Annotated in this window: 22 protein-coding genes; 11 read left to right on the top strand and 11 right to left on the bottom strand. The window is 70.1% G+C overall.

Features of this window, described 5'->3' with window-relative positions; translation table 11 throughout:
* The first annotated feature begins 22 nt into the window (after positions 1-22).
* Positions 23-982: an ATP-binding cassette domain-containing protein gene (locus O7634_RS14010; RefSeq protein WP_278150560.1), complete on the top strand. Its 960-nt coding sequence runs from the start codon at positions 23-25 to the stop codon at positions 980-982.
* A gap of 14 nt (positions 983-996) precedes the next feature.
* Positions 997-1,752, top strand: a complete 756-nt coding sequence (locus O7634_RS14015; RefSeq protein ID WP_278150561.1) for an ABC transporter permease — start codon at positions 997-999, stop codon at positions 1,750-1,752.
* A 133-nt stretch (positions 1,753-1,885) separates the two neighbouring features.
* On the opposite strand, the gene O7634_RS14020 is transcribed toward O7634_RS14015, so the two are convergent.
* The 3 genes from O7634_RS14020 to mycP all read right to left on the bottom strand — a co-directional run bounded on the left by O7634_RS14020 (position 1,886) and on the right by mycP (position 4,529).
* On the bottom strand, positions 1,886-2,539 hold the full coding sequence (locus O7634_RS14020; RefSeq protein WP_278150562.1) for an O-methyltransferase: 654 nt from the start codon (positions 2,537-2,539) through the stop codon (positions 1,886-1,888).
* The gene (locus O7634_RS14025; protein ID WP_278150563.1) at positions 2,536-3,204 is read right to left on the bottom strand and encodes a nucleoside triphosphate pyrophosphatase; all 669 of its coding nucleotides are present in this window, start codon (positions 3,202-3,204) and stop codon (positions 2,536-2,538) included. The genes O7634_RS14020 and O7634_RS14025 overlap by 4 nt, the downstream gene beginning before the upstream one ends.
* Before the next feature lie 257 nt (positions 3,205-3,461).
* Positions 3,462-4,529 carry a type VII secretion-associated serine protease mycosin gene (gene mycP, locus O7634_RS14030; RefSeq protein ID WP_278150564.1) on the bottom strand — a complete coding sequence of 356 codons (1,068 nt, stop codon included), beginning with the start codon at positions 4,527-4,529 and terminating at the stop codon, positions 3,462-3,464.
* Positions 4,530-5,617: 1,088 nt separating this feature from the next.
* Here mycP and O7634_RS31900 point away from each other — a divergent pair.
* Positions 5,618-5,902 (top strand): hypothetical protein, encoded by a 285-nt coding sequence (locus tag O7634_RS31900; protein ID WP_347404253.1) that lies wholly within the window; start codon positions 5,618-5,620, stop codon positions 5,900-5,902.
* Between the two features lie 74 nt (positions 5,903-5,976).
* Here the strand turns inward: O7634_RS31900 and O7634_RS14040 are convergent, their stop codons facing one another.
* Both O7634_RS14040 and O7634_RS14045 read right to left on the bottom strand, forming a co-directional pair.
* On the bottom strand, positions 5,977-6,435 hold the full coding sequence (locus O7634_RS14040; RefSeq protein ID WP_278150565.1) for a hypothetical protein: 459 nt from the start codon (positions 6,433-6,435) through the stop codon (positions 5,977-5,979).
* Between the two features lie 88 nt (positions 6,436-6,523).
* A complete protein-coding gene (locus O7634_RS14045; protein ID WP_278150566.1) occupies positions 6,524-6,718 on the bottom strand; it encodes an acyl-CoA carboxylase subunit epsilon in 195 nt (64 codons plus the stop codon).
* A gap of 90 nt (positions 6,719-6,808) precedes the next feature.
* Between O7634_RS14045 and O7634_RS14050 the strand changes: the two genes are divergently transcribed.
* On the top strand, positions 6,809-8,797 hold the full coding sequence (locus O7634_RS14050) for a serine/threonine protein kinase (protein ID WP_278150567.1): 1,989 nt from the start codon (positions 6,809-6,811) through the stop codon (positions 8,795-8,797).
* Between the two features lie 65 nt (positions 8,798-8,862).
* Positions 8,863-9,090 (top strand): hypothetical protein, encoded by a 228-nt coding sequence (locus O7634_RS14055; protein ID WP_278150568.1) that lies wholly within the window; start codon positions 8,863-8,865, stop codon positions 9,088-9,090.
* 82 nt (positions 9,091-9,172) lie between these two features.
* Here O7634_RS14055 and O7634_RS14060 read toward each other — a convergent pair whose 3' ends face one another.
* Both O7634_RS14060 and O7634_RS14065 read right to left on the bottom strand, forming a co-directional pair.
* Positions 9,173-9,925 carry a GH25 family lysozyme gene (locus O7634_RS14060; RefSeq protein ID WP_278150569.1) on the bottom strand — a complete coding sequence of 251 codons (753 nt, stop codon included), beginning with the start codon at positions 9,923-9,925 and terminating at the stop codon, positions 9,173-9,175.
* A 126-nt stretch (positions 9,926-10,051) separates the two neighbouring features.
* Entirely contained in the window at positions 10,052-10,603 is a 552-nt protein-coding gene (locus O7634_RS14065) for a Uma2 family endonuclease (protein WP_278150570.1), read from the bottom strand.
* A gap of 101 nt (positions 10,604-10,704) precedes the next feature.
* Here O7634_RS14065 and O7634_RS14070 point away from each other — a divergent pair, with 101 nt between their 5' ends.
* The 4 genes from O7634_RS14070 to O7634_RS14085 all read left to right on the top strand — a co-directional run bounded on the left by O7634_RS14070 (position 10,705) and on the right by O7634_RS14085 (position 13,938).
* Positions 10,705-11,448: a M50 family metallopeptidase gene (locus O7634_RS14070; RefSeq protein WP_278150571.1), complete on the top strand. Its 744-nt coding sequence runs from the start codon at positions 10,705-10,707 to the stop codon at positions 11,446-11,448.
* A gap of 81 nt (positions 11,449-11,529) precedes the next feature.
* A complete protein-coding gene (locus O7634_RS14075; protein ID WP_278150572.1) occupies positions 11,530-12,513 on the top strand; it encodes a 2-dehydropantoate 2-reductase N-terminal domain-containing protein in 984 nt (327 codons plus the stop codon).
* 62 nt (positions 12,514-12,575) lie between these two features.
* On the top strand, positions 12,576-13,076 hold the full coding sequence (locus tag O7634_RS14080) for a SigE family RNA polymerase sigma factor (RefSeq protein WP_278150573.1): 501 nt from the start codon (positions 12,576-12,578) through the stop codon (positions 13,074-13,076).
* Positions 13,069-13,938, top strand: a complete 870-nt coding sequence (locus O7634_RS14085; protein WP_278150574.1) for a hypothetical protein — start codon at positions 13,069-13,071, stop codon at positions 13,936-13,938. Before O7634_RS14080 ends, O7634_RS14085 begins: the two co-directional genes overlap by 8 nt.
* A gap of 28 nt (positions 13,939-13,966) precedes the next feature.
* On the opposite strand, the gene O7634_RS14090 is transcribed toward O7634_RS14085, so the two are convergent.
* On the bottom strand, positions 13,967-15,550 hold the full coding sequence (locus O7634_RS14090; RefSeq protein WP_278150575.1) for an acyl-CoA carboxylase subunit beta: 1,584 nt from the start codon (positions 15,548-15,550) through the stop codon (positions 13,967-13,969).
* A gap of 84 nt (positions 15,551-15,634) precedes the next feature.
* On the opposite strand from O7634_RS14090, the gene O7634_RS14095 reads away from it, so the two are divergent.
* On the top strand, positions 15,635-16,510 hold the full coding sequence (locus tag O7634_RS14095) for a biotin--[acetyl-CoA-carboxylase] ligase (protein ID WP_278150576.1): 876 nt from the start codon (positions 15,635-15,637) through the stop codon (positions 16,508-16,510).
* A 207-nt stretch (positions 16,511-16,717) separates the two neighbouring features.
* Positions 16,718-17,290, top strand: coding sequence for a PH domain-containing protein (locus tag O7634_RS14100; RefSeq protein ID WP_278150577.1), 573 nt, complete (start codon positions 16,718-16,720; stop codon positions 17,288-17,290).
* A gap of 45 nt (positions 17,291-17,335) precedes the next feature.
* Here O7634_RS14100 and O7634_RS14105 read toward each other — a convergent pair whose 3' ends face one another.
* The 3 genes from O7634_RS14105 to O7634_RS14115 all read right to left on the bottom strand — a co-directional run bounded on the left by O7634_RS14105 (position 17,336) and on the right by O7634_RS14115 (position 19,368).
* Positions 17,336-18,058 (bottom strand): MaoC/PaaZ C-terminal domain-containing protein, encoded by a 723-nt coding sequence (locus O7634_RS14105; RefSeq protein WP_278150578.1) that lies wholly within the window; start codon positions 18,056-18,058, stop codon positions 17,336-17,338.
* Positions 18,055-18,756, bottom strand: a complete 702-nt coding sequence (locus O7634_RS14110) for a GtrA family protein (protein ID WP_278150579.1) — start codon at positions 18,754-18,756, stop codon at positions 18,055-18,057. The genes O7634_RS14105 and O7634_RS14110 overlap by 4 nt, the downstream gene beginning before the upstream one ends.
* A 63-nt stretch (positions 18,757-18,819) precedes the next feature.
* Positions 18,820-19,368 (bottom strand): GtrA family protein, encoded by a 549-nt coding sequence (locus tag O7634_RS14115; RefSeq protein WP_278150580.1) that lies wholly within the window; start codon positions 19,366-19,368, stop codon positions 18,820-18,822.
* Positions 19,369-19,688: the final 320 nt, after the last annotated feature.

A 19,688-nucleotide genomic window follows, 5' to 3' on the forward strand; every position in this document is an offset into this window, starting at 1 on the left:
GCCTGACCGACCAGGAGCAGAGATGATCGAGACCAGGGGGCTGCGGAAGTCGTTCCGCTTCCGCGCGGGTCGAGAGACGAAGACGGTGGATGCCGTGCGGGGCGTCAACCTGGAGGTCGCCGAGGGCGAGATCTTCGGCTTCCTCGGCCCGAACGGCGCCGGCAAGACCACCACGCTGCGGATGCTCGCCACGCTTATCGAGCCGGACGGCGGTGAGGCCACCATCGCGGGGGCCGACCTGCGCAAGGACCCGGCCGAGGTGCGTCGCCGCATCGGTTACGTCCCGCAGGGCGGCAGCACCTGGGACGAGTCCACCGCCCGCGAGGAGTTGGTGCTGCACGCCCGGTCGTACGGCATCGGCAAGGCCGACGCGCAGCGGCGCGCCGCCCGCGCCCTGGACGCCTTCCAGCTCACCGAGTACGCCGACCGGAAGTGCAAGACCTACTCCGGCGGCCAGCGCCGTCGGGTCGAGATCGCGCTCGGCATCATCCACGAGCCGAAGATCGTCTTTCTGGACGAGCCGACCACCGGTCTCGACCCGCAGAGCCGCGCCCACATGTGGGACGAGATCCGGCGGCTACGCGCCGACGGCATGACCGTCTTCATCACCACGCACTACCTGGACGAGGCCGACGCGCTCTGCGACCGTATCGCGATCATGGACAACGGCGAGGTGGTGGCGGAGGGCACGCCGGCCGAGCTGAAGCGGGAGATCTCCGGCGACGTGGTGCTCGTCGGCCTCGACCTGGCCACCACCCCGCAGGCCGCCAAGGTGCTCGACGGCGAGCCGTACGTCAACAAACTGGAGACCGCCGACGAGGGCGGCCTGCGCCTCTACGTCGACGAGGGCGCCACCGTCATCCCGCAGGTGCTGCGCCGCCTCGACCACGCCGGGCTGGAGCTGCGCTCGATCGAGCTGCACCGACCCAGCCTGGACGACGTATTCCTCACCAAGACCGGCCGCTCGCTGCGCGAGTCCTGACCACCGGAGACGACATGAAATTCGCCCGTGACACGTGGCTGATCTTCCAGCGGCAGACCCAGCTCCTGCTGCGCAACCCGGTCTGGGTCTTCGTCGGAGTGTTCCAGCCGGTGATGTACCTGCTGCTCTTCGCGCCGCTGCTCAAACCCGCGCTGAACGCGCCCACCCAGGCCGCCGCCTACAAGATCTTCGTACCGGGTCTGCTGGTGCTGCTGGCGATCTTCGGCGGCCTGTTCCAGGGCTTCGGCCTGATCGCGGAGCTGCGCGCCGGCGTCATCGAACGCTCCCGGGTCACCCCGATCAGCCGGCTCGCCCTGCTGCTCGGCCGCTCGCTGCGCGACGTGGTCTCGCTCATCGTGCAGGCGGTCATCATCACAGTGCTGGCCCTCCTGTTCGACCTGCGGGTCTTCCTCGGAGACCTGCTGCTGGCGTACCTGATGCTCGCCCTGATCGCCCTCATGACCTCGGCCGTCTCCTACGGCGTCGCGCTCAAGGTCAAGAGCGAGGACGCGCTGGCTCCGCTGATGAACACTGTGGCGCAGCCGGTGCTGCTGCTCTCCGGCATCCTGCTGCCGCTGACCTTCGCGCCCGGCTGGTTGCAGGGCATCGCCAACTGGAACCCGTTCTCCTGGGCGGTCGACGGCACGCGGGCGCTGTTCGCCGGTGACCTCGGCAGCGACAAGGTCTGGCAGGGCCTGGGCATCACCGCCGTCCTCGCCGCGCTGGGCGTCTTCTGGGCCGCCCGTCAGTTCGCCCGCAGCGTCCGCTGACCGGCCCCTGCGACTCGGTTTCCTGGCCTGGCCGTGCTTGCCGCTTGATCGACTCGGTCTCCTGGAAGTCGGGGTGTCCTACCGCGGGGGATGCCGCGACTTCCAGGAACCGGAGTGGATCAGAGCTCGCCGGTCAGCGCACCCGGGCGAGGGTGAGGCCGTCCGCGATCGGCAACATCACCGGGTCCACCCGTACGTCGGCGAGGACCTCGTCGTTGAACGCGGCGATGGCCCTGTCACTGGCGTCCCGCGGGGCGATCACGCGGCCGCCGCGCAGCACGTTGTCGACGGCGATCACCCCGCCCGGGCGCATGCGGGGCACCAACTCCGCCCAGTAGATCGGGTAGCCGGTCTTGTCCGCGTCGATGAACGCGAAGTCCAGCTGGCGCTCGTGAGGCAACTCACGCATGCGGTCAGCAGCCGGGCCGATGCGCAGGTCGATCCGGTCCTGCACGCCGGCCCTTTCCCAGTAGCGCCGGGCGACGCCGGTGAACTCCTCGGAGATGTCGAAGCAGATCAACCGCCCGCCCTCGGGCAGCCCTCGGGCAATCGCCAACGACGACAGCCCGGTGAACGTGCCGATCTCGACGGCCTGCCGTACGCCGAGCAACCGGGTGAGGAACGTCAGGAAGGCGGCCTGCTCCGGGGCTACCTGCATGCTGGCATGCTCGGGAAGCAGCGCGAGGGTCTCCTCGGCCAGGTCCCGGATGATCTCGTCCGGCGGGGCGCCGTGCGCGACCAGGTAGGCGTGCAACTCGTCGGTGAGCGGGATCGACTTGGTGGTCATGACCGGACGTTACCCAGTGGCTCGACCGACTGGCCGCCCGGCGCGACCTTCGTCCACAGGTCCGTGATACGCAGGTCCAACTCGGCGAGCATTCTTCGCAGCAGCGGCATCGACAGCCCGACCACAGTCCCCGCGTCACCCTCGATCCGCTCCACGAACGACCCCCCCAACCCGTCGATCGTGAACGCGCCGGCCACCGCCAACGGTTCACCCGTTGCCACGTAGGTGGCAATCTCGTCGTCGGAGATGTCAGCGAAGTGGACGACGGTCGAGGCGACCGCCGCCGCCCGCCGCCCCTCGGTCACGTCAATCAGACAGTGCCCGCTGTGCAGCACGCCGCTGCGCCCCCGCATCCGCAACCACCGCCGGGTCGCGTCCTCCGGGTCCGTCGGCTTGCCGAGAATCTGCCCGTCGAACGCGAGCACCGAGTCACAGCCGATCACCAAGGTCCGCTGGTCGGCGGCGGGGCTCAGCCGGCCCGCCACCGCCTCGGCCTTGAGCCGCGCCAACTCCAGGCACAGGTCCTCCGCCCGCTCGGCCACCACCACCGACTCGTCGACCCCACTGACCAGCACATCCGGTTCGACACCGGCAGCCTGGAGCAACTTGCGACGGGCAGGGCTCGCCGACGCGAGCACGAGGCGGAGCGGCAAAGTCTCAGACACCCGCCCGACGTTACCGGTTGACCGCCCCCAGACCTGCGTACCGGTCAACGTGGGGCGCGGAGCCGGTGGTGGGACGATGATCTGGTGCCGGTGGAGTCCGCGCGCCGGCCATTGGCACCGTCAAAAGCCCCACATCACCCGACCGCCGACCGCTCGACCTCGCCCATCCACCTTGATCCACTCGCGTTCAAGGAATCCGGGGCATCCCGCGCTCTGGAAAGGCCCTACTTCCTGAAACGCGAGTGGATCGAGGCCGGTCAGCGACTGATCCGGGGAGGCGGGTCATCGCCACGCCGCCGTCGCCGCACCATCCACGCCCAGACGGCCCCCGCAGCCACGATCACCCCGAGGGTGGCCAGGCCCCGAGAGGTCGCGGCAGCGTCCCCGTCGTCATCGGGCTGGGCGTCAACCCCTCCGGTCACGCCACCGCTGGCCGGAGCGCTGACCGACTCGAATCCCAGTGGAGGCACGTCCGCCGTCAGCGCCGCTACAAGATCGATCACGCCGTACCCGTACTCGTTATCGCGGCCTGGCGGCCCCTTGTCGATAGCGGTAGCCGTAAGCCGATGCGCCACCTCCCGCGCCGGCAGGTGCGGGTACTTGGATCTGATCAGAGCTGCCGCCCCCGCCACAATCGCCGTGGCGTCGGACGTTCCGGTGCCTTTGCGGTACTTGCCGCCGATGCTCGTGCTGTAGATGTCGACTGCCGGCGCGACCACGTCAACCTCCGGCCCGGTCACGGATATGTCAGCGCGATTTCCGTCGCGGTCAATTCCGCCGACAGCGATGACTTCTGGATAGCGTGCCGGGTATCCGACTTGCTCAGTCGCAGGAAAATTGCCAACCCCCGCTACAATTGTAATGTTGGCTTGTGTTGCCATCCTGACCGCTTGATGTAGTCGGGAGCTTGCTCCTCCGGCAATAGAGACGCTGATGACGTCCACGCGTCGGCTGATGGCGTATTCTATTGCGGCTGCCAATGATTCTGTATCACCCTCCGTGTTGGGAGGAGAACAAAATATCGGCAGAATCTTTGCTCTTGGCGCGATGCCGACTGCGCCTGTACCTCCAGTGCCGTGAGCTGCGATAAGGCCGGCCATGCCCGTGCCGTGGCCGTCCTTATCAGTTAGCCCGTCACCGCCCCCTCCGGCAATGATGTCCTTGCCGGGCAGAATGTTCCCTCTTAGGTCCGGGTGTTGATCTACGCCGGTGTCAGGAAGTGCGATTACTATCCCGTCGCCTTGGCTGAGCTGATGCGCCTTAGCTGCCGTCAAAACGCTGAGGTGCCACTGCTCATCGCGCTTATGGTCGAAAGGCCCGTTCAATCCAGATCCCGGGATTCCTCCTGAAAGGCACAGGGTCACTAGGAGGAGAGTAATGGGCTGTGATTTCACCGAGGAAGGCCGAGTGCGGGGCCGGGGTCAATCGGGCCGTCTTCGTCCGGTGGCATTACCACAGGAGTCACCCCCTTCTCCGTTCGCCAGGGATGCTCTGGGTCCCACTGAGCGTGCTCGTCGTCGTAATTATCTCGAACTCTCCGGGCGGGTCGAGCAGGCGCGCCATTCAGCTGCCAGTTGGACCCGCTGCTAGGGGAACCACCAATTGGCAGCGTGCCTCCAGCGCCTCCGAAGGCGCGAGGGGCGCTAGGCCGTGAGCCGGCCCCTCCAGTTGGTGTGGTGCCAGCGCTGCCCCCACCGATGACACCTCCTATCGGATTGACTTTTCGGGGAGCGCTTGGAGCGTTGCTAGGTTGATTAATTCCTACACCGGGCGCTCCGCCGATCAAACCGCTAGGCGGCAAAGAGCGGGGCGGCGTTGTTGAGTTAACCCCGTTGACCCGGGTTGCATCCGGTGTTTGGGAGCCGTTCCGACCGCCCTGGCTAGGCGGTTTTCCATCGATCCTAAGAATACCGGGGTTGGGTCTAAGGTGGGGGGCGACTGCCGGGGCGGGAGGCTGAACAACTTGTCCTGCCTGTTGAGCCCGCGCTAGGTCCTGGCTTGAGGGAATCGGGATGGCAGTCGCACTGCCAAGGATCGGCCCTATACCTCTCTCGATCGGTAACCGTTCTCTTATGCCGCCGTCTGCGGAGGTGGGCGAGGTTGAGTGTCGAGGTGTCGGACGAATGGGGACCGGGGCAATGGGTGGAATGATTGGGGCGGATTCTGTCACTGTGTTACTAGTCTGTTCATCAACCCGGGGGGCAGGTCGTGCTGGGGGTTTTTGTAGCGTTGCTTGGGCTTGTTGTAGCTCCCCACTCAAACTGAACATCATCGCCCGTGCCTGCACGTTCAGCCGTTCCAGTTCCCCATCCGTGACCGGCGGCTCGGTGATTCGACTGCCCAGCACCGCCTTCGGATCGGCGGCGATCGTGTCGTACGCCTGCTTTTGTTGGAGCTTGCCCGCGTACTCCTCATGGATCTTGCGAAGCGCGGCGCGGGTGGTGCCGATGGCCTGGGTGGCGGCGGACAGCGCCGTGTAGTTGGCGGCGGCGGCGTCGTGGGTGCGTCGCACCTTGTCGATGAGTTCGTCGAGTTCGGCGAGGTACGTGCTGGAGGCGGCGCTGGTTTCGGGGGGCCACGCCTCGGCGAGCCCGCGCCGGTATTCCTGGAGACGGCCGAGGTGGGTCTGTGCGAGGTCGCAGACCTTGCGCCAGCCGGCTACCTGTTTCCAGTGGTTGGCGGTGTCGTGGTCCTGTAGGCAGGCCCACATGCTGTTGACGTCCATGAGGTGCCAGTCGGTGAGGCCGGAGGTGCGGCCGGTGCCCCGTTCGATCACGGCAGCACCACCTGCCCGTCGGTGTCGGGGCCGGTCGGGTCGGTCAGGGTCGAGGTGGGGCCACCCGGAAGCATGTTCAGCGGGTTCGCCAGCGCCTGTCGCACGTCCAGGACGCGGGCGGCGGTGAAGGCGTCGCTGTCGGCGTACTGGGTGGCTACCTGGTCGGCGGCGGCGGCCAGGTGGCCGGTGGCGCCTCGGACGGCGTACACCATGTCGGCGGTGGCCTGCTGCGTCTCGTGGTGGGCGTGCAGGAACGTCACCAGCTCGATGAAGGCGTCGCACGGGTTGGGAAGCGTGGCGGACATGTCTTCGGCGATGTACGACAGGTGGGGCGCGTAGTTGGTTTCGACCTCGGCGGCGAGCCGGTCGGCGAACTCTCTGAGCTGGCTGATGTCGGCCTCGATGCCGCCGTAACCGCGTAGCCAGGGCGCTGGCCGGTCCTCTTCGGGGATCATGGATCCTCCCTACCTGTGACGGCACCGTTTCCCTGAGTGAGGGTAACCGCTGCGCCACCCCCTGGCAGCCCCCGGATATCGGGTCAGGTCAGCGGGGCAGGCCGGAGACGCGCCAGCCGCGGGGGCCGGTCGGTCGACCGCTGCGGGCCCAGGTGGACGGTGACGTCGGCTCGGCTGCGGCGCTCGGGCGGGACCGCACGACGATCGCACCCACCAGAGCGGCCAACTCCTCCGCGGTGGGCACGCCGCGGACGACCCGGAACAGCGGCTCTTCGGCAGACATGCCGACAGGGTACGCCGCGCGAAGTTGCGGGAAGCCGACAGTGGCGTGCCGGCGGTGTGACCGTCAGGCGCTCCGGGTACCGTCTCACCGATGTCGAACGCGCTTCCCCAACTCGTCGCTGACCGATACCGGCTCCTGTCGCCGCTCGGCCAGGGCGGCATGGGCAGGGTGTGGAAGGCGCGCGACGAGGTGCTGCACCGCGATGTCGCCATCAAGGAGTTGGTGCCGCCGCCCGGCCTGACCGACGAGGAGCGCCGCGAGATGCGCGAGCGCTCGTTGCGCGAGGCGCGGGCGATCGCCCGGCTCAACCACGCCAACGTCGTCCGCATCTTCGACGTGCTGCGCACCGACGGCGACCCGTGGATCGTCATGGAGTACGTGCCGTCGAAGTCGTTGCAGGACACTCTCGCCGAGGACGGCCCGGTGTCGGTGGCCCGCGCGGTGGAGATCGGCCTCGGTGTCCTGGGCGCGCTCAGCTCCGCGCACAAGGCGGGCGTGATGCACCGCGACGTCAAGCCGGGCAACGTGTTGCTCGGCGAGGACGGTCGGGTGGTGCTCACCGACTTCGGGCTCGCGACGATCCCGGGCGACCCCAACGTGACCCGCACCGGGATGGTGCTCGGCTCACCCGCGTACATCTCGCCGGAGCGTGCCCGGGACGGCACCGCCGGCCCGGAGGCCGACCTGTGGTCGCTGGGCGCGACGCTCTACGCGGCGGTCGAGGGCAAGTCACCGTACGCCCGGCCGTCCGCGATCGGCACCCTCGCGGCGCTGGCCACCGAGCCGATCCCGCCGCCGAAGAACGCCGGCCCGCTCAAGGCAGTGCTCAACGGACTGCTGCGTAAGGACCCGAACGAGCGGATCACCGCCGAGGTGGCCGAGCGGCTGCTGCGCCGCGCCGGCGGCAAGCGGGCCCGCTCCATCTCACTGCTCGACGGGGTACGCCGGCCGGGGCCGAACGGCCCCCGCGAGCCGCGCCCGCCGCTGGTGCCGGCGCCGCGACCGTCGGAGAACGTCGACCGTCCGGTGTCACCGTCGCCGGTCGTCGCGGCCCCGGCCGCGCCGGCTGCCGCCGCGGCCCCCACCGCCGACGCGAGCCCGACCACTGTCGTTCCGCCCGGCGCGGACGCCGACCCGACCGCGCTGGTGTCGGGCGAGTCGGCCGCCCCGACCGAGCGCCCGTCCGACGCCGAGCCGACCACGAAGGTCACGGCCGCCGCGCCCGCCAGCACCGACGACGGTACGACGAACGGCGACGACGAGCCGACGGTCGTCGACGGGCCGCCGCCCGCTCCGGAGCAGCGCAAGCCGACGACGCCGACGTCGCTCATGCCGCCGGTGGGTCCGACCGGTCGCGCGCCGGTGCCGCTCTCCGACGGTACGAAGCCGAACAACACCCGCCGCAACGTGCTGGTCGGGGCGGTGGTGGCGGTGCTGCTGATCGGCCTCGCGGTGCTCGTGCCGATGCTCAGCGACGGTGACGGCGACAAGACCCCGCAGGCGGACCCGAGCGGGGCGGCCGCGACGTCGGCGGCGGCACCGACCACCGGCGCGGCGGCGCCACCGCCGCCGCCGCCCACGAGTGGCGCGCCCAGCCCGACGCCGTCGGCCACGCCGTCGGTCGACCCGAACGCGCTGCCGGCGGGCTGGAAGCTGCACAAGGACCCGGCCGGCTTCACGCTGCCGATTCCCAACGGATGGGTACGCAGCCAGCCCGACGGCAACACCGTCGTCTTCGACGAGTCCAACGGACCCGGTGAACTGCTCGTGCAGTGGACGGGCACGCCGGCGAAGGACGCGGTCAAGGACTGGCAGGCGCAGGAGCCCAACCGCAAGAGGCTGGTCAACAACTACCAGTACCTCGGCATCAAGAGCTGCGACTTCTGGAAGACCTGCGGCGACTGGGAGTGGTTGGAGACCCGCGACGGGCAGCGCATCCACGTCCGCAACCGGGGCTTCGTGACGGCCAGTAACCGGGGTTACGCGCTGCGGTGGGAGATCGCGGAGAAGGACTGGCAGGCCAACCTGCCGAACTTCGAGCGGATCGCCAAGGGCTTCGTCCCCGACCGGCAGGACTGAAACTCACTCGCATGACCTTCCGTCGCTCTGGGTAAATGACCTTCGACGACGGAAGGAGGTACGACATGGGTTACCGACGGAGGGACAATCGGCCCCGGCTGGCACTGTGGATGCTCGTCGCGTTCGGCGACGCGGTCCTGCTGCTCGTCGCCGCGGGGATGTCGGCGCTCGTCGCGCTGCTCAGCGTCGCGGTCGTCACCGCCTGCGGGGTCGGGGCGTGGCGATTCACCCGGCGGGGTGCGCTGGCCCGTGAGGAGACCCCGGTGCCGGCCCTGAGCCGACGACGGGTCTGACCCGTACCCCGTGGTGTGGCGGCAGCCGGACCGATTGTCGACCGTGTGGTCATAGTCGATCCCGCTGCCGCCAACGGCCCGGTCAGGTGTTGTTGGCCAGCGCGATCAGTCGGCTCCGGTCGCCGTTCCAGTAGTTGCGGTCCACGTTGCCGCTGATCCCGGAGACGGCGCCGGTGCTGGTGTACTGCCAGAAGCTCCACACCGACGCGCCGGCCGGCAGGGTGCCCGGCGCGCTCGCCCAGCGGGCCAGCCAGAGCGGGTGGTTCGCCCACGGGCCGGTCCAGCTGCCGGTGCACTGGTTCCACCAGCTCGTGGTGGTGTAGATGACCGCGTACCGGCCGGTGCGGGAGCGGTAGGTGTTGAGGAAGTCCTGGATCCAGTTGCGCATCCCGGTGGTGCTGAGGCCGTAGCAGTAGCCGCCGCTGTACGGGTTCGCCTCGATGTCCAGCGCCGCCGGCAGGGTGCGGCTGTCCGCCGACCAGGCGCCGCCGTTGGAGGCCAGGTAGGCGGCCTGCGTCGAACCGGCGGAGATGTTCGGGCGGGCGAAGTGGTACGCCCCGCGGATCACCCCGGCGTTGTACGCGTTGACGTAGTTGGTGTTGAAGTTCGGGTCCTTGTAGCTGGTGCCCTCGGTCGCCTTGATGAAGGCGAACTGGATGCCGGCGTTGCGGACGCTTGTCCAGTTGATGGAGCCCTGGTAGCGGGACACGTCGATGCCGGGCGTGGTGGCGGCGGACGCCGGGCCGGCGGTCGCGACGAGGGCCGCCGTCGCGGTGGCGAGGACGGTGAGGCCGGCCGCGAGTGCGCGGCGCAGCGATGGGCGGGTACGAGCCATGAATGCCTCCAAGGACGTCGCTCTATCGACAATCATCTTTGGAGGTAAGTGCCCTAGATCGCAAGAGGGGCTGAAAAAAGCTTCATCGACGGGTCGCGAAGGTCCGCTGCCCCGGGGTCCAACGGTTCAGCGCAGCGCGGCCGGGTCGAGCTGCCAGCGGAACGGCTCGACGATCGTCAACGTCTCGCCGGCCTTGGCGACCTGGTCCTCGACGTAGTGCTCACCGTCGAGCCGGTACAGCCGCAACGAGTGCCCGTCCCCGTCCTGCTCGACAAGCAAATACCAGGGGATACGCGCGATGGCGTAGAGCTGCATCTTGACGAGCCGGTCGGCGGCGGCGTTCCCCGGCGAGACGATCTCACCGACGACGGATACCCGGTCCGCGTCGAGGAAGTTGCCGTCGCCGTCGACGTCGGTCACGACGAGATCCGGGATGACCACCCGGTCGACGCCGAGGCGGACGTTGATTGCCTCGTAGACCAGCAGCCCGTCAGGGCCTGCTGCTGCCTCGATGCCGTTCGCCAGGAGGCGGGACACCCGCTGGTGCCAACGGCTCGGGGCAGGGCTCACGATCAGGCTCCCGTCGAGCAGCTCGATCCGGTCCGGGGTTTCACCCAGGGCGAAGTAGTCGGCCTCGGTCCAGAGCCCGACGTGGTGTCCCAGGGGTTCCGCACTCACCGGCGCTCACCTCCCGCCTCACTCGCCACCCGATCAGTCTCACAGGATACGAGCCGGTGCATCGTCGGCGACACGGAACGCCGCCGGTAGGCTCGCGCCCCATGATGTCGATCGACGGGCTGGGCGAGATGTGGGACACGCTGTTCGGCGCGCAGCCGGACCCGCCCGTGCTACTGGTGCTGATCACCGCCGCCGTCGCGCTGGTGGTGGTGTCCACCCGGCTGCCGTGGCGGATCGCCCGCAACGCCATCACCATCGCGCACGAGGGCGGGCACGCCCTGGTCGCCCTGCTCACCGGTCGCAAGCTGCGTGGCATCCGGCTGCACTCGGACACCTCCGGGTTGACGCTCTCCGCCGGCCGCCCCACTGGGCCGGGCATGATCCTCACCCTCCTCGCCGGGTACGTCGCCCCGCCGCTGGTCGGGCTGGCCGGCGCCTGGCTGCTCGGCGGCAACCGGATCACCCTGCTGCTCTGGGTGGCGGTGGCGCTGCTGCTGGCCATGCTGATCATGATCCGGAACGCCTTCGGCGTGGTGTCGTTACTGGTCACCGGCGCGCTGGTGTTCGCCGTGTCGTGGTACGCGACGCCGCAGGTCCAGGCCGCGTTCGCGTACACCGGGGTGTGGTTTTTGCTGCTCGGCGGGGTGCGGCCGGTGGTCGAGCTGCAACGGCTGCGCTCGCGGGGCCGGATGCCCGCCTCCGACGCCGACCAGCTGGCCGGGCTGACCCCGTTCCCGGCGTTCTTCTGGGTGACGGTCTTCGTCCTGGTGAACGTGGCCGCCCTGGTGGCCGGCGCGCTCCTGCTCGCCGGCCCGATCCTCACCGACGCCGGCCTGACGGTCTGACCGGCCGGGCAGGCGCGCCCCACGGTCGCGGGTCGCGCCCGGCAAGCAGGCCGGGAGGCCAGCACCAGGCAGGATGAGGTCATGCGATTTCTGATCATCGGGGCGGGTGCGGTCGGCGGGACCATCGGCGTACGGCTGGCGCAGGCCGACCGGGACGTGACTGTGGTGGCCCGGGGCGCGCACCTGGACGCGATCCGGGCGCGGGGTCTGACACTGCGGCAGCCTGACGGCACGACCACCGCCCGGCTTCCCGCCGTGGACGGCCCGGGCCCCGCGCCGCTGCCGGCGGACACCGTGCTGATCCTCACCACCAAGTCGCAGGACACCACTGGTGCCTTGGCGACCTGGGCGGACGCGCCGGTGGTCGGCGGCGGTACGGCCGCCGAACGTCTGCCGCTGGTGACAGCGCAGAACGGAGTGGACAACGAGCGCGCCGCGCTGCGGATCTTCGCCGACGTGCACCCGATCTGCGTCTGGCTGCCGGCCACCCACCTGGACCCGGGCGTGGTGGTCGCCAACGGCTATCCGCACCCCGGGATGCTCCACATCGGCCGCTACCCGATCGGCGCCGACGACACCGACCGGGCGGTCGCCGAGGTACTGACCGCGGCCGGCTTCGTCGCGCCGGTCCGCGACGACGTCATGCGCTGGAAGTACGGCAAGCTGCTCAGCAACCTCGGCAACGGCCTCCAGGCGTTGCTCGGTCAGGACATCCCGGACGTGCTGGTCGAGCGGGTACGCGCCGAGGGCGTCGCCGCGCTCGCCGCCGCCGGCATCGCGCACACCTCGCCGGAGGAGGAGCGGGCCGAACGCGGCGACCTGGTCGGGCTGCGCCCGGTGGATGGCGAGGCCCGCTCCGGCGGCTCCACCTGGCAGAGTCTGGCCCGGGGCAGCGGCGCGACCGAGGTGGACCACCTCAACGGCGAGATCGCCCTGCTCGGCCGGCTGCACGGCGTGCCGACGCCGGTGAACGTCGCGGTGCAGCGGGCCGTACGCCGAGCCGTCCGGGAGCGCGTGGCGGCCGGCGCGTTCCCACTCGCCGAACTGGAAAAGATGATCGGCTGACCGGGGCAACCGACAGCCCTGCTCGGCGCGTGTTCCCTGCGACCGACACGGGGAGGTAACGGGTGCCGGACGTCGAGGGGTTCGACGAGTTCTACCGGGGCAGCCGGCAACGGCTGCTCGGGTTCGTCTACGCCCTCACCGGCGATCGGGCCGAGGCGCAGGACGCCGTGCAGGAGGCGTACATCCGGGCGTGGCAGCGCTGGTCGACGGTCAGCGGGTACGACGACCCGGAGGCGTGGGTACGGGTCGTCGCCAGTCGGATCGCGGTCAGCCGGTGGCGCAGCCTGCGTAGCCGGGCCCGCGCGTACCTGCGACACGGCGGTACCGAGAGCGTCCCCGGCCCCGACACCGACACCGTCGAGGTGGTCGCCGCGCTGCGTCGGCTGCCCGAGGAGCAACGCGTCGCCCTCGCCCTGTACTACCTGGTCGGCATGCCGGTCGCCGAGGTGGCGCGGGAGACCGAAGCCCCGGTGGGCACCGTCAAGGCCCGGCTCTCCCGGGGGCGCGCCGCGCTCGCCGGCCTGCTCGCCGTCTCTGATCCGCAGGAGGCAACGGATGCGTGACGACCAGGCGTTCATCGAGCGGATTCACCGGGATCTGGCGGACGTGCGGTGGCCGGAACCCGCTGAGATCCGGGCCCGTGCCCGCCGGCGCAGCCGGCGTACCGCGATAGCGGCGGCGACGGCAGTGCTCGCGGTCGTGGGCGCCACCGCCGGCGCGCTCGTCCACGGCAACCACAGGGTGCCGGCGACGCCGGTCGCCGCCTCGGTGTCCCCGAGCGCACCCGTCCGGGCGGAGATCGCGCTCGAATCCCTGGTGCAGGTCGCCGACCTGGCGCAGCCGGCGCAGGTGCAGCTCAGCCAGTCCGGGTTCGCGGAGCCCGTCCTCATCCAGACGATGCTGGGCTACTGCCGGGAACGCAAGGGGATCACTCCGGTCTGGCCGACATCCCGCTGGTCCCGTTCGCAGACCCTGCTGCGGGAGACCCCGAATGGCGCCGACGACACCCGTCGCGACCTGCTGCTCAGTCAGGACGTCTACCGGGTGACGGCGGAGCAGACACGATCCTTCGCAGCGGAGCTGGACCACCTGGTGGCGCCCTGTGCCGAGTGGCAGAGCGTCGGGCCGTACGAGATGGGGGGAGTGACCGGGACCGGCGCGGTCATGCACCGCTGGGCGGTGGTGCAGCGGGGCTTCGCCGGCGACGAGGCCATGCTGCTGCGGCACACCGTCTCGCAGCCCGTCGACAGCCAGACCGGTCGACCCCTCGGCACGGGACCCGGCTCCTCCAGCACGGCGGTGGTCCGGGTGGGCGACCTCGTCACGGTTCTCAACCTGGGCAAGGACGGCACCGAGCCGGAACTGCGCCGGGTCGCGGAAGTCGCCGCCCGCCGGCTGTGCGCCGCCGCCAACCCAGGGTGCTGACGACGGCGATCGATCCGGCCGCCCGCGATCAGAGGGGGATGTTGCCGTGCTTCTTCGGCGGCAACGTCTCCCGCTTGGTCCGCAGGACGCGCAGCGCCCGGACGATCTGGGTACGCGTCTCGTGCGGCGGGATCACCGCGTCGACGTACCCGCGCTCGGCCGCCACGTACGGGTTCGCCAGGGTGTCCTCGTACTCGGCGATCTTCTCGGCCCGGACCGCCGCCGGGTCGTCGGCGCCGGCCAACTCGGAGCGGTAGAGGATGTTCACCGCGCCCTGCGCGCCCATCACGGCGATCTGCGCTGTCGGCCACGCGAAGTTCAGGTCCGCGCCGAGGTGCTTCGAGCCCATCACGTCGTACGCCCCGCCGTACGCCTTGCGGGTGATGACGGTGACCTTGGGGACGGTCGCCTCGGCGTACGCGTAGATGAGCTTGGCGCCCCGGCGGATGATGCCGTCCCACTCCTGGCCGGTGCCGGGCAGGAACCCGGGCACGTCCACGAAGGTCAGCACCGGGATGTTGAACGCGTCGCAGGTGCGGACGAAGCGGGCGGCCTTCTCGGAGGCGGCGATGTCCAGTGTGCCGGCGAAGTGCATCGGCTGGTTGGCGACGACGCCCACCGGCCGACCCTCGACCCGCCCGTAGCCGACCACGATGTTCTGCGCGTAGAGAGGCTGGACCTCAAGGAACTCCCCGTCGTCGAGGACGTGCTCGATGACCCGGTGCATGTCGTACGGCTGGTTCGCCGAGTCCGGGATCAGGGTGTCCAACTCCCGGTCCTCATCGCTGATCTCCAGCGCGGCGGGGGCGTCGAAGACCACCGGCTCGTCGAGGTTGTTCGACGGCAGGTACGACAGCAGCGCCTTGACGTAGTCGATCGCGTCGGCCTCGTCGCTGGCGAGGTAGTGCGCGTTGCCGCTGCGCGAGTTGTGCGTACGGGCCCCGCCCAGCTCCTCCATGCCGACGTCCTCGCCGGTCACCGTCTTGATCACGTCGGGGCCGGTGATGAACATGTGCGAGGTCTGGTCGACCATCACGGTGAAGTCGGTGACCGCCGGGGAGTAGACTGCCCCGCCGGCGCAGGGCCCCATCACCAGCGAGATCTGCGGGATGACGCCGGAGGCCCGGACGTTGCGGAAGAAGATCTCGCCGTACAGCCCGAGCGAGACGACACCCTCCTGGATGCGCGCCCCGCCGGAGTCGTTGATGCCGACCACCGGGCAGCCGATCTTCATTGCCAGGTCCATCACCTTGACGATCTTCTCGCCGAAGACCTCGCCGAGTGAGCCACCGAAGACGGTGAAATCCTGTGCGAACACGCACACCTGCCGGCCGTCGACGGTGCCGTAGCCGGTCACCACGCCGTCGCCGTAGGGGCGGTTACGCTCCAGCCCGAAGGCCGTGGACCGGTGCCGGGCCAACTCGTCCAACTCGACGAAGGAGCCCTCGTCGAGCAGCATCTCGATCCGCTCGCGGGCGGTCTTCTTACCCCGCGCGTGCTGCTTCTCGACAGCGCGGGCCGACCCGGCGTGCACCGCCTCGTCGACCCGGCGCTCCAGGTCCGCCAGCTTGCCCGCGGTGCTGTGGATGTTGGTCCCGGTCTCGGTAGTCACCCAGGGAATATAACGATGGTTCAGGTGGGTGCCGCTGTGCAGTACGCCTCAGTGCCGTCGACGACGCCGCCGTAGGCTGGCGGAATGCCGGGCTCTCCGTACACCGATCTGGACCGACCGCCGCTGTCGGCGGCCCGGCTGCGCCGCGCGTTGGTCGCGCCGAACGGGCCGTGGGCCCGCCTGGAGCTGCGCACCGAGACCGGCTCCACGAACGCCGACGTGGCGGAGGCGGCCCGCGACGGCGAGCCGGAGGGCCTGGTCGTGGTCGCCGAGCGGCAGACCGCCGGGCGGGGTCGGCGCGGTCGGGTCTGGCAGTCGCCCGCGCGGGCCGGCATCGCGACCAGCGTGCTGCTGCGGCCCGGCGAGGCCGTGCCGGACCGTGGCTGGCCGCCGGCGCCACCCACGGGGTACGGGTGGCTGCCGCTGTTGGCCGGTGTGGCGCTGGTGGAGGCGGTGGCGCGACTCGCCGAGCTGGAGGCCACCCTGAAGTGGCCGAACGACCTGCTGATCGACGACGCGAAGTGTGCGGGAGTGCTGGCCGAGGCGGTGCCCGGGCCGGCGCCGGACCAGCCCCCGGCCCTCGTGCTGGGCATCGGCCTCAACGTGACGCTGCGCGCCGACGAACTGCCGGAGAACCCGACCGGACTGCCCGCCACCTCGCTCCAGTTGGCCGGCGCGGCAGCCACCGACCGTGACCCGCTGCTGCGGGCGTTGCTGCGGTCGGTCGCCGAGTGGTACGACAGGTGGCGCTCGGCGGGCGGTGACGCGGTGACCAGCGGCCTGCGCGACGCCTACCTGGCCGCGTGCGCCACTGTCGGCCGTGAGGTGCGCGTCCTGCTGCCCAACGGCGCAACCCAGACCGGCACCGCCACCGGCATAGACGAGAACGGCCAGCTGGAACTGACCACCAATACCGGAACCCAAACCCTAACCGCAGGAGACGTCCTCCACCTCCGCTAACCCCACCCCACCCCACCCCCGCGTCCCCGCCCCCACCCCGCTCCCCGCGATCTTGCAGTTTCTGTCCCGGCGTACCGGGGCAAAGGCCGTGAATCGGCGACAGGGAGTGCAAGATCGCGGGGATGTGGTCGGGCCGCGTGGCGGATGTTCTGGCGTGGACTGGGGGTTTACCGTCTGCGCGTCGAGAAAATCGCGTTGGAGGTTCCCGTGGCGTTTCCTGAGGACGTGCTCACCGAGGACGAGCACGTCGTGCTGCACCTGCACCCGCACTGGAAGGCGTTGATCCGGCCGATCGTGGTGCTGGTGCTGGCGGTCGCCGCAGTGGTGGTCGGTGTGCTCCTGCTGCCCGAGAGTGACGGCGGCTCGATCGCGCTGGCCGTGATCGGGGTGATCGGACTGGTCGCGGTGCTCTGGCTCGGTCTGTGGCCGTTCCTGGTGTGGCGCACCACCCACTACCTGTTCACCAACGAGCGGGTGCTGCTCCAGCAGGGTGTCTTCTCCCGGGACCGGCGGGACCTCCCGCTCACCCGGGTCAACGACCACTCCATGAACCAGCGGTTCGTCGAGCGCCTCCTCGGCTGCGGAACGCTCACCATCGAGTCGGCCGGCGAGCGCGGCCAGTCGGTGCTCGCCGACGTGCCGAACGTCGGCAAGGTGCAGACCACCCTGTACGAGCTGGTCGAGGCGCAGCACGACAAGCACTCGCTGGGCGACGGCGAGATGCGCGACATGCTCGCCGACATGCAGGACGGCAAGTCGTTGCGGGACACCACGACCTGATCCTGACGGGCCCCGCCCGCCTCGGCAGGTAGGAGGCGGGCCGGGTCAGCTCTGCGGCGCGGTCTCGACCGGGCTGGTCTCGGCCGGGCGCTGGCTGACTGCTGCGGGCCCGGGAGTGGCCGGGCCGGTCGCCGCGGGCCCGGGAGTGCCCGGTCCAGGGCCGGCCTCGGCCGGTCCGGGCCCGGGATCGGCTGGTCCGGGGCCTGCCGGTCCGGGACCTGCCGGTCCGGGATTGGTCGGCCCGGCGGGGTCGACCTCGACCTCGGCCTCGACCGGTCGCACGGCGAACCAGCCACGGAAACGGGTCCGTAGGACCTCCTGCTCGGGGCGGTCGTCCGGGCCGAGGCGCAGCATGGTGCCGGTGAGGCTGACGGTGCCGAGCCCGGGGCGGGCGGTCGACGGGCGGGCGCCCATCACGTCGACCCGGACCGCGAGCCGGTCCCCGGCGCGGACCGGGGCGAGCCAGCGCAGCTCCTCCAGCCCGGGGGACGCGTCGGCGGCCGCCCGGGACAGCAGGTGGTCGACGTACGCGCGCATGAACAGGCTGACGGTGTAGAAACCGCTGGCGATCAGGCCGCCGTGCCGACTCGCCTCGGCCAGGCCGGGATCGACGTGGTACCACTGCGGGTCGAACCGGCGGGCGAAGGCGACCATCTCGTCGCCGTCGACGGTGACCACGCCCAGGTCGACGCTGAGTCCCGGGACGAGATCCTCGAAGAACAGCTCGGCGGGGCGGCCCGTACCGGAACGGGCGTCGGGCGTCGTCACCGGCGGGGAGCGCGGCGGGTGCCGACGCGCAGCTCCGCGGCGAGTTCCGCGTCCAGGTCGACGGCGGGGCTGACGCTCAGCCGCGCCGGCCGCCCCTGCACGGGCGCGCCGGGCACCGGGTCCCGTTTCGCGGCCTCCGCCTCCTCCAGCTCGGACACCGACTCGGCCAACTCGGCGACCGGATCCATCTCCGCCATCGTGTCCCACTCGTCGCGCGGGATGTCGTGCCAGGTGGAGTCGGTCTTCGCCTGGTCCTCGGCGGGTGCGACGGGCTGGAAGACGAACGTCCGGTACGACCAGAAGCGGAACAGCGTGGCCAGCAGGACACCGACCGTCTTCGCCAGGTTCAGCGCCAGCAGGCCGTGGACGCCGAGACCGTACTTCGCGGCGGCCACCGCGCCCAGCTCGATCAACAGGCCGGCCCCGTTGAACAGGAAGAACAGGACATATTCGCGGCGCAGCGCCGACTTGGGGCGGTCGCGGTACGTCCAGTGCCGATTCATCAAATACGACGTGATCGTGGCGACGATGGTCGCGATCACTGTCGCCTTCAACTGACCGTTGACGAAAACCGTAAGTGCAAGGGCATTGAACACCGCGTAATTGATGACGGTGTTGATGCCGCCGACGATGCCGAACTTGAGCGCCTCGTGGATGAACTTCTGCCAGCGCTCAGGCAGCAGACGGACAAGACGCATGCGAAACACCTTAGGGCAGTCGGTGCGGCCGGCGATCACCGGCCGAACGGGATGGGCGGCAGGTCACGCCCCGCGGTCAGGGTCAGCCTGCACCTGCGGAAGGGTCGGGTTTCCCGCTTCGACGAAGACGAACCGCCGGTACGACCAGAATCGGAACAGCGTGCCGAGGCCGGTGCCGACGATGTAGCTGGCGATGTTGTCCGCCAGGCGCGTCTGGAACACGGCCGGCCAGATGCTGCCGAGCCCGTAGCGGCTGAGCGCGAGGCAGGCCACCGCGATGCCGAGCCCGACGGTGTTGAAGAAGAAGAAGAGCGCGTACTCGCGGGCGGGGTTGCTGCGCTGGCGGTGCCGCCAGGTCCAGAAGCGGTTGCCGACGAAGGCGACCGAGGCCGCGATCACTGTGGAGATCGTCTTGGCCGTCAACTCCTCGACGCCGTGCCTGCTCGTCAGGTAGTTGAAGAGAGCGAAGTCGATGAGGAAGGCGACCCCGCCCACAGTGGCGAACTTGCCCAGCTCGCGGACGAGGTGACCGAATCGGTCCAGCAGGGCGCCGACCAGACCCCGTCGGGTCTGCCGGGGACCCGGTTGTCCCCCGGTCATCGTGGCGGCCACGGAGCGAGCCTACCGGCTGTCGACCAGTCGGAGGGGGAGCAACGGTGAGCAGGCGTGGTCTCCCGGAGGAGCCCAGCGCCGCGTGCGTAGCCACTGCACGGAGCGTAACCAATTGGGAGGACTGAGGCGCTCCGGAACGGGAATCCACGCACCGGTCGGCGGGACAGGTCAACGGCTCGACCGCAACAGGCGTCCGCCGGAGCGCACAACAAGATTTGCGTGAAACTGCGCGGGAAAGCGGGTATCAGCTCGTGATGCCGCAGCGAAGCCGTAGCTTGTGCAGTTCTTCACAACTGGTCCCACTGACTCGGAAGGCTGTC

The sequence above is a fragment of the Micromonospora sp. WMMD1120 genome, assembly GCF_029626235.1.
Classification (GTDB): Bacteria; Actinomycetota; Actinomycetes; order Mycobacteriales; family Micromonosporaceae; genus Micromonospora.

Coding starts and splice junctions, on each gene's coding strand:
- O7634_RS14010 (WP_278150560.1), top strand. CDS start 23: ATGATCGAGACCAGGGGGCTGCGGAAGTCGTTCCGCTTCCGCGCGGGT.
- O7634_RS14015 (WP_278150561.1), top strand. CDS start 997: ATGAAATTCGCCCGTGACACGTGGCTGATCTTCCAGCGGCAGACCCAG.
- O7634_RS14020 (WP_278150562.1), bottom strand. CDS start 2,539: ATGACCACCAAGTCGATCCCGCTCACCGACGAGTTGCACGCCTACCTG.
- O7634_RS31900 (WP_347404253.1), top strand. CDS start 5,618: ATGGATCTTGCGAAGCGCGGCGCGGGTGGTGCCGATGGCCTGGGTGGC.
- O7634_RS14040 (WP_278150565.1), bottom strand. CDS start 6,435: ATGATCCCCGAAGAGGACCGGCCAGCGCCCTGGCTACGCGGTTACGGC.
- O7634_RS14045 (WP_278150566.1), bottom strand. CDS start 6,718: ATGTCTGCCGAAGAGCCGCTGTTCCGGGTCGTCCGCGGCGTGCCCACC.
- O7634_RS14050 (WP_278150567.1), top strand. CDS start 6,809: ATGTCGAACGCGCTTCCCCAACTCGTCGCTGACCGATACCGGCTCCTG.
- O7634_RS14055 (WP_278150568.1), top strand. CDS start 8,863: ATGGGTTACCGACGGAGGGACAATCGGCCCCGGCTGGCACTGTGGATG.
- O7634_RS14060 (WP_278150569.1), bottom strand. CDS start 9,925: ATGGCTCGTACCCGCCCATCGCTGCGCCGCGCACTCGCGGCCGGCCTC.
- O7634_RS14070 (WP_278150571.1), top strand. CDS start 10,705: ATGATGTCGATCGACGGGCTGGGCGAGATGTGGGACACGCTGTTCGGC.
- O7634_RS14075 (WP_278150572.1), top strand. CDS start 11,530: ATGCGATTTCTGATCATCGGGGCGGGTGCGGTCGGCGGGACCATCGGC.
- O7634_RS14085 (WP_278150574.1), top strand. CDS start 13,069: ATGCGTGACGACCAGGCGTTCATCGAGCGGATTCACCGGGATCTGGCG.
- O7634_RS14095 (WP_278150576.1), top strand. CDS start 15,635: ATGCCGGGCTCTCCGTACACCGATCTGGACCGACCGCCGCTGTCGGCG.
- O7634_RS14110 (WP_278150579.1), bottom strand. CDS start 18,756: ATGCGTCTTGTCCGTCTGCTGCCTGAGCGCTGGCAGAAGTTCATCCAC.